The organism is Streptomyces sp. NPDC055815, from assembly GCF_053616475.1.
This window is the reverse complement of the sequence record NZ_JBSHDU010000148.1, coordinates 1-8,166: the sequence shown is the minus strand read 5'-3', so window position 1 is coordinate 8,166 and position 8,166 is coordinate 1. Positions and strand designations below refer to the sequence as shown.

Genomic DNA, 8,166 nt, shown 5'->3' with positions numbered 1-8,166 from the left:
ACCGGTGCATCACACAGAGCCGTGGGGGCGGCGCCCCCGGAGGAGCCGGAGGCGGCGGCCGCGGCGCCCGCGCCGGCCGCGGCGGCGGTGCCACCGGCGACGACGCCGGCGGCCTTGAGCGAGTACCCGGCGGCGAACCAGCCGATGACGGCGACGGGCAGGAGCGCGGGGATCCCGGCGTTCACATGGGCCAGTTCACCCGCGGCGAGCCGGCACTTGGCGCATTCGTCCAGGTGCTTGCGCAGGCCGCGCTCGGCCCGCATCCGCAGCCCGCCGCGCGCGTAGGCGCCGAGCCGGTCCGCGTAGCGGGCGCAGTCGCCGCCCGCGGTGAGGGACTGGCTGACGTGCGCCTGGAGATAGGCCTGCTTGAGGCCCTCGCGGGCCCGGCTGGCGAGCACGGCCGTGGCGTTGGCGGTCAGTCCGAACAGCGGGGCGACCTCGCTCGGGGACTCCTCCTCGACGGTGGTGTGCCACAGCACGGCCTGCCAGCGCTCGGGCAGCGAGCGGAAGGCCTGCATGGCGAGGGACTGCTCGGCCTCGTGCATGGCGCGGACGTCCGCGCCGAGGTCCATCGTGTCGTGGTCGGAGACCTCGGAGGAGCGGGCGGCGTCCGCGGCGAAGACCGCGAAGTCCTCGACGAGGTGCTCCCGCTTCTGGGTCCTGGCCCAGTTCGCGGCGACCCGCCGGACGGTGGTCATGAGGTAGGCGCGCACGGCCTGTTCGGGGCCGGCCCCGCCACGGACCGCCTGGAGGGTGCGGGCGAAGACCTCGGCGGTGAGGTCGTCGGCGGTGTGCGCGTCCCGGCAGCAGGTACGGGCGTAGCGGCGGACGGCATCGGAGTGGCGGCGGAACAGCTCCTCGTACGCGGAGTCGTCGCCGTCCCGCATGAGCTGGACGAGCTCGGCGTCGGAGGGCGGCAGTTCGAGCGGCGGCGGGAGTACGGTGTCGTGCTCGGGCTCGGTCGCGTAGAGGTCGGCGCCGACGCCCTCGGGGGCGCCCGGTCCCGCGGCTCCCGGCCCTCCGGCTCCCGCGACCGCTCCGGTTCGGGCGCCCGGTCCGCCGGACTTGCCCTCACGCTGCGGTGGGACGCTCGCGTCGAGCGGCTCGCTCTGTAGGGACGACGCGCCGGAGAGACCTCCCGGACCGCCCTGGCTCGGAACGTGCCGGGAGGGAAAGTCCCCGGTCTCCGCGCCGCCGCCGCTGCCCAGCGGATCGTCCCGACTGTCACCGCTCATCGCGGAAGCCCCCGTACGCACGCTCAGACCCGAATATTGGCCCAGCCTGCCACAGAGCGCGGGCATGCCGAAGCGCCGCGTCCACTTACCACTCGTCCGGGGCGACTTCGTGTATCCGGGCGTAACCGCTCACACGTTCGTGTCATGCTCACTGGTCCGCCCGGACCACGGAGAACACCGTCCGTGAAGGGTCCTACCGGGAGCGCAGTCCCTCGAGAAGGATGTCGAGCAGCCGCGCCGAGGCCGCCGCCTGCTGCACCGCGTCCGGCAGGGCCGGGGCGGCGGTCGCGATGACGAGGAGGACGTCCGCCACGGTCACGTCCGTCCGCAGCTCACCCGCCTCGCGCGCCCGGTCGACCAGCCGGCCGACGACCTCCAGGAGCTCCGCGGCCCCCGCGTCGTCCCGCTCCTCGGCGGGCACACCGCGCGGCGACACCACGCGCGCGTCGCCCGGCTCGGCGACACCCCGCTGGTACGGCACCCGCGCCGCCTCGTCCGCCTCGTCCGCGCCGAGCGGCGCACCGGACTCGTCCGCGCCCACCCGCAGCACCTGCGGCGGCAGCAGACGGCCCGCACCCGAGGCCACCGAGGTCCGCAGGAACCGGGAGAGCGCCGACCACGGCTCCTCCTCCTGGCCCAGCGCGGCCCGCGCCTGCTCGGTGAGCCGCGCGGTCTCCTCCTCGGCTATCCGCCGCACCAGCACGTCCTTGCTGGGGAAGCGGCGGTAGACGGTGCCGACCCCGACGCGGGCGCGGCGCGCCACGTCCTCCATCGGAGCCCCGTAACCGAGCTCGCCGAACACCTCGCGCGCGGCACGCAGCACGTGCTCCAGATTGCGCTGGGCGTCCACCCGCAGCGGCGCGGACCTGCCGCCCGCCAAGGGCGCACCGCCCCGCGCGTCCGGGACGTGCCCGTCGACGGTCGCCGTCGCGGCGCCCGACTGCCAGCCTGAATCCTGAATCTGCATAAGCGTTCCCCCGCTCATGATGTCTCCCCCCGGAGACTCCCCGCCCTGATACGGGGCCTCCGGAGGACGAGCGCTTTCGGTCCACGCGCGCGCCCGGTCCGACACCCCGACGAAGTACGAACATAGTTGAGTCGGGGTCAATTCAGAAGGGGGAGTTCCGTACGGTGCGCCCCCCGATCGGAGCAAGGCCCGGAAGACTCCCGATTCCGACCCCTCTCCGAACCCGCCCCACCCGGCGTGACCTGCACGGATCTCTCCGCACCCCGCTTGTGCGCCACCCCGCGCCTCCGTACCCCTCCGGTCACACAATTTGCCGGGCCTGTGGACAAACAACGGACGGGGGTGCGTCATGGGACAGTGACCGAACCTGCGCGCATTCTCGTGGTCGGCGGCGGCTACGTCGGCATGTACACCGCGCTGCGCCTCCAGCGGCAGCTCGGGGCGGAGCTCAGAGCCGGCACCGCCGAGATCGTGGTGGTCACCCCCGAGCCGTACATGACGTACCAGCCGTTCCTGCCGGAGGCCGCGGCCGGATCCATCTCCCCGCGGCACGTCGTCGTGCCGCTCCGCCGCGTCCTCGACCGCTGCCGCATCGTCATCGGCGAGGTCCAGTCCGTCGACCACGCCAAGCGCACCGCGACCCTCTGCACCCTCGCCACCGAGGAGGAGGGCACCGGCGCCGTCGACATGACGTACGACGAGCTGGTCATCGCGCCCGGCTCCGTCTCCCGCACCCTCCCGGTCCCCGGCCTGCTCGACCACGGGATCGGCTTCAAGACCGTCGAGGAGGCCATCGGCCTGCGCAACCACGTCATCGAGCAGATGGACATCGCGTCCTCCACCCGCGACCCCGCACTCCGCGACGCCGCCCTCACCTTCGTCTTCGTCGGCGGCGGCTACGCGGGCGTGGAGGCCCTCGCCGAGCTGGAGGACATGGCCCGCTACACCGCGCGGTACTACCACAACGTCAAGCCCGAGGACCTGCGCTGGGTCCTCGTCGAGGCCTCGAACCGGATCCTCCCCGAGGTGGGCGAGGACATGGGCCGCTACGCCATCCGCGAGCTGCGCGGCCGGAACATCGACGTGCGCCTGGAGACCCGCCTCGAGTCCTGCGAGGACCGGGTCGCCGTCCTCAGCGACGGCACCCGCCTGCCCACCCGCACGGTCGTCTGGACCGCCGGCGTGAAGCCCGCTCCCGTCCTCGCCGCCACCGACCTGCCGCTGAACGAACGCGGAAGGCTCCGCTGCACCGCCCAGCTCGCCGTCGAGGGCGTCCCGCACGCCTGGGCGGCCGGCGACGCCGCCGCCGTCCCCGACGTCACGGCGGAGGAACCCGGCAAGGAATGCGCGCCCAACGCCCAGCACGCCGTCCGCCAGGCCAAGGTGCTCGCCGAGAACATCGCGGCCTCCCTGCGCGGGCAGCCGCTCAAGGAGTACGCGCACGCGTACGTGGGCTCCGTCGCCTCCCTCGGCCTCCACAAGGGAGTCGCCCACGTCTACGGACGCAAGCTCAAGGGATATCCGGCCTGGTTCATGCACCGCGCCTACCACCTCAGCCGCGTCCCGACCTTCAACCGGAAGGCCCGCGTGCTCGCCGAATGGACCCTGTCCGGCCTGTTCAAACGGGAGATCGTCTCGCTCGGCTCCCTTGAACACCCCAGGGCCGAGTTCGAACTCGCCGCCTCGCCACCACCCGGCGAAGACGACAAGCCGCAGTCCTGACATCACTGTCAGTGCACTCGTCCACACTGGACGTGTGACCATAGGTGGGCTCACACCTGCACAGCGTGACTCTGCACGGCACCGACACCACGAGGCATACAGATCCGTGAACTTCACCCGTTGGAGCGCCCGGCTCCCCGGTACGCAGCGCCGCGCGGCGCGGGGGACCGAAGGCTCCGTGCCCGCCGCCCGCGGTGAGTACGGTCCGCAGCTGGAGCAGCCCGACCACGAGGCCGTCGAGGCCTCCGACGTCCCCGCCCTGGAGGACTTCGCCGTACGGGAGCTGCTCGGCCGTCTCCCCGGCCTCGTCGCGCTCGTGTACGGCCCGGAGCACCGCATCGCGTACGTGAACGACGCGTACGCCGCCGCCTTCGGCCCGCGCGCCGCCGGCGCCACCGTCGCCGACACCTGCCCGGAGGCCGAGGAGCTCGGCCTGCTGCCGCTCATGGACCAGGTCCTGCGCAGCGGAAAGCCCCGCACGGTGAAGTCCCGCCGCACCAAGGACGGCGGCTCGTACACGGTCACCTGCCTGCCGGTCGACAGCCCGCGCCTCGACGGCGGCGGGGTCCTCGTCCACGCCGCCGACGTCACCGACCACGCCGAGGCCGCCGAGCGGCTCCGCGCCAGCGAGCGCCGACACCGCGAGACCGCCGTCACCCTCCAGCGCTCCCTGCTCCCGCAGGAGCTGGAGCAGCCCGACGACCTGCGGATCGCCGCCACCTACCAGCCCGGCGTCGCGGACGCGGCCGTCGGCGGCGACTGGTACGACGTGATCACCCTCGGCGCCGGCCGCACCGCGCTCGTCATCGGCGACGTGATGGGCCGGGGCGTGCGCGCCGCCGCCGTCATGGGCCAGCTCCGCACCGCCGTCCGGGCCTACGCGCGCCTGGACCTGCCCCCGCACGAGGTCCTCCAGCTCCTCGACGGCCTCGCCGCCGAGATCGACGCCAGCCAGATCGCCACCTGTGTGTACGCGATCCACGACCCCAACGAGGGCAAGCTGGTGTACGCCTCCGCCGGCCACCTCCCGATCCTCGTACGGGACGAGGACGGCACCGTCCGCCGCGCCGAGGACCCGACGGGACCGCCGCTCGGCACCGGCGGCTGGCTGCACGCCTCCGGCTCCATCGCCCTGCCGCCCGGCTCCACCGCCGTCCTCTACACCGACGGCCTGGTCGAGCGCCGCCGCGAGGACATCGACGAGGGCGTCGCCGCCCTGGCCCGCGCCCTGGCCGGCGCCAGCGGCACCCCGCAGGTGGTCTGCGACCGGCTCCTGCGCTCCCTCGGGGTCACCGCCGAGCACGACGACGACGTCGCCGTCCTGGTCGTCCAGCACCCCTCCCGCAAGGGCGCGGACGCCGAGCTCTTCCACAACGCCGCGCTGGAACTGCTCGGCGGAGTGGAGGCCGCCCCGCGCGCGCGTGCCTTCGCCTCCGGGGTCCTGTCCTCCTGGCGGTTCCCCGTCGAGCTGCGCGATCTGGGCGTCCTCGCCACCAGCGAGCTCGTGGCGAACTCGCTCCAGCACGGCACCCCGCCGATGCGCCTGCGGCTGCGCCGTACCGACCGCCGCCTGATCATCGAGGTCACGGACGGCGACGACCACCTGCCGCGCCGCCGCAGGGCGGAAACGGAGGACGAGGCGGGTCGCGGTATCTCGATCATCGCGACGATCGCCTCGTCCTGGGGAAGCCGCCGCACGCCGGGCGGCGGCAAAGCGGTCTGGTGCGAGTTCGCCCTGCCGGACTGACCCGGCGCGGACGGTCTAGGCGGCAGCGGTCTCGCTCTCGCGCACCGGCTCGTGCCGGACGATCACCTTCGACGGCTTGGCGGCCGGCGAGGGCTGGTCCTGCTCGGGCGTCAGCTGCCTGCCGAGCCGGAGCGCCAGGAACGTGATCCCGAGCGAGAACAGCACGAAGGTCACGATGTACGGACCGTGCAGCGCGGCCCCCATGGGCCCGCCCACGGCCGGACCGACGGCCAGCGCCAGCTGCTTCACCAGGGCGAAGGCCGAGTTGTACTGGCCGACCATCGACTCCGGCGCCAGATCGGCCACCAGCGGCGCCACGGTCGGCGACAGCATCGCCTCACCGAGCCCGAAGAGGGCGTACGTGGAGACGAAGGCCGCCGTCGCCATGGCCTGGCTGCCGTGCCCGAGGCCCGCGTACCCGGCGATGAGCCACGCCACGGTCCAGATCAGACCCACGGCCGCGATCACCCGGGTCCGCTTCCGGCGCTCGACGAACCGCAGCACCAGGAACTGGGCGACCACGATCACCGCCGTGTTGGCGGCGAGGGCGATCCCGAGCGTCGACGGCTGGATGCCGGCGGCCTCCGTGCCGTACGCCGCGAGACCCGACTCGAACTGCCCGTAGCAGGCGAAGAACAGCACGAACCCGAGGACGCACAGCTGCACCATCGCCTTGTGCCCGAGCAGCGCGCGGACACCGCCGCCCTTCCCGCCCTCGGACGGGCGGGCGCCCTGGAGCGCGGGCGAGCCCGGCACCCGGACGGTCCCGACGATCGCGGCGAGCACGAGGAACATCGCGGCCTCGATCGAGAACAGCAGGATGAAGCTGCCCGGCCGGCTCGTGTCCACGAGCAGACCGCCGATCAGACCACCGATGCCGAGGCCCAGGTTCTGCAGGAAGAACTGCATCGCGAACGCGCGCGTACGACCGGCCTGCGACGAGCACCAGACGATCATCGTGGCGAGAGCCGGCTGGAGCACGGCCGTACCCGCACCGAGCAGCGCCGCGGCCCCCACGGCCGCCGGCACGCTCGACGCGAAGCCCATCGCCACCGCGCCCACGGCGGCGACGACCGAGGCCACCAGGAGCACGGGCACCGGCCCGCGCCGGTCGATGGCCCGCCCGCTGAAGGGCAGCACCACCAGTGCGGCCATGGCGAAGACGGCCAGCACGATGCCCGCCGTCGCAGCGCCCAGATCCCGCACCTGCGCCACGTACACATAGAGGTACGGCACGGTGAAGCCGAGTCCGAACGCGCTCAGCGCGCTGCCTGCCTGGATGCGGCGCATCGCTGCGCCCCTCGCCTTGGTCACACTCACCCACTTCGGTCGCGGATTCAGAGCTGTACGCCTGAACCCTGAAGACTTAACTCCTAAAGTTAACTCCTTAACAGTACACACCGAAGGACTTCAACGCCAACGCGTCCCGTGGGATACTCCCCGCATGTCCGACACCGCTCCCGCCGCTCCCCAGGAGCCGAGCCTCGACGAGCAGATCGCCGCCTACCAGCGCGAGTACCGCGACCTCGACCCGCAGGTGGAGAAGGTCGTCTCCGCGCTCGGCCGGCTGAACCGCCGGATGAACGTGGCGTACGGCCGCCAGCTCGCCGACCTCGGCATCAGCAACGCCGAGTGGGAGGTCCTCAAGACCCTGGTCCTCTCCGGGGAGCCGTACCGCCTGGGCCCCGGCGAGCTCGCCAAGCGTCTGGGCCTCACCCCGGCCGCGATGACCCACCGCATCGACCGCATGGCCGGCGAGGGCCTGGTCACCCGCGACCGCGACGAGAACAACCGCGTGCGCGTGATCGTCGAGCTCACCGACGAGGGCCGCTCGAAGTGGCTGGAGGCCATGCGCATGGCCACCGACTTCGAGGAGGACCTCCTCCAGGACCTCACGACGGAGGAGAAGGGCGTCCTCGGCGACGTCCTCATCCGCCTCCTCCGCCGCGTGGAGCTCACCCAGCCGGACGCCGGCGGCCGCCTGACGGACCTGGACTGACGTCACCGAACGGCACGCCGGGCGGGGGTTGACACGCCCCTGCCGGATGCGTAGTGTTCTCCGAGTTGTCACGGAGCCGGAACGGTTCTTCGACAGCCACTCCCGCCGCTGATGCGGCACCTCTACTCAGCACGAACTCCCCACCGGGACGAATTTCGGCATGCCGAAATTCATTTCGAATGGCTCGATTATGAGTCGCCGGGGAAACCCGCTAGAGTTTGAGACGTCGGAACGGCCCAACAGCCGGAAAGACAAACCCCGCTGACTGGGAATCAGACGCCGAAAGGATCTGATAGAGTCGGAAACGCCGGAAGGGCCCGGAGCGAAAGCGAACGGGACCGGAAAGCACCGAGGAAATCGGATCGGAAAGATCTGATAGAGTCGGAAACGAAGGAAGCGCTCGGAGGGCCTGGAAACAGGAACGAAGGAAGCGTCCGCACCTTGAGAACTCAACAGCGTGCCAAAAATTAACGCCAGATTAGTTGATACCCCGTCC

Annotated in this window: 6 protein-coding genes; 3 read left to right on the top strand and 3 right to left on the bottom strand. The window is 72.3% G+C overall.

Annotated elements, in window-relative coordinates; all coding sequences use genetic code 11:
* The coding region (locus ACWGN5_RS41315; RefSeq protein ID WP_453524051.1) for a sigma-70 family RNA polymerase sigma factor at positions 1 to 1,235 on the bottom strand (1,235 nt) is incomplete at its 3' end.
* A gap of 193 nt (positions 1,236 to 1,428) precedes the next feature.
* Positions 1,429 to 2,202 carry a TetR/AcrR family transcriptional regulator gene (locus ACWGN5_RS41310; protein WP_453524049.1) on the bottom strand — a complete coding sequence of 258 codons (774 nt, stop codon included), beginning with the start codon at positions 2,200 to 2,202 and terminating at the stop codon, positions 1,429 to 1,431.
* 357 nt (positions 2,203 to 2,559) lie between these two features.
* Here ACWGN5_RS41310 and ACWGN5_RS41305 point away from each other — a divergent pair, with 357 nt between their 5' ends.
* Positions 2,560 to 3,924, top strand: a complete 1,365-nt coding sequence (locus tag ACWGN5_RS41305) for an NAD(P)/FAD-dependent oxidoreductase (protein ID WP_453524046.1) — start codon at positions 2,560 to 2,562, stop codon at positions 3,922 to 3,924.
* 106 nt (positions 3,925 to 4,030) lie between these two features.
* Positions 4,031 to 5,671 carry an ATP-binding SpoIIE family protein phosphatase gene (locus ACWGN5_RS41300; protein ID WP_453524043.1) on the top strand — a complete coding sequence of 547 codons (1,641 nt, stop codon included), beginning with the start codon at positions 4,031 to 4,033 and terminating at the stop codon, positions 5,669 to 5,671.
* Positions 5,672 to 5,686: 15 nt separating this feature from the next.
* Here ACWGN5_RS41300 and ACWGN5_RS41295 read toward each other — a convergent pair whose 3' ends face one another.
* The gene (locus ACWGN5_RS41295; RefSeq protein ID WP_453524040.1) at positions 5,687 to 6,961 is read right to left on the bottom strand and encodes an MFS transporter; all 1,275 of its coding nucleotides are present in this window, start codon (positions 6,959 to 6,961) and stop codon (positions 5,687 to 5,689) included.
* A gap of 154 nt (positions 6,962 to 7,115) precedes the next feature.
* Here ACWGN5_RS41295 and ACWGN5_RS41290 point away from each other — a divergent pair, with 154 nt between their 5' ends.
* Complete coding sequence (locus ACWGN5_RS41290) at positions 7,116 to 7,670, top strand: MarR family winged helix-turn-helix transcriptional regulator (protein WP_453524037.1); 555 nt, start codon at positions 7,116 to 7,118, stop codon at positions 7,668 to 7,670.
* Positions 7,671 to 8,166 lie beyond the last annotated feature (496 nt).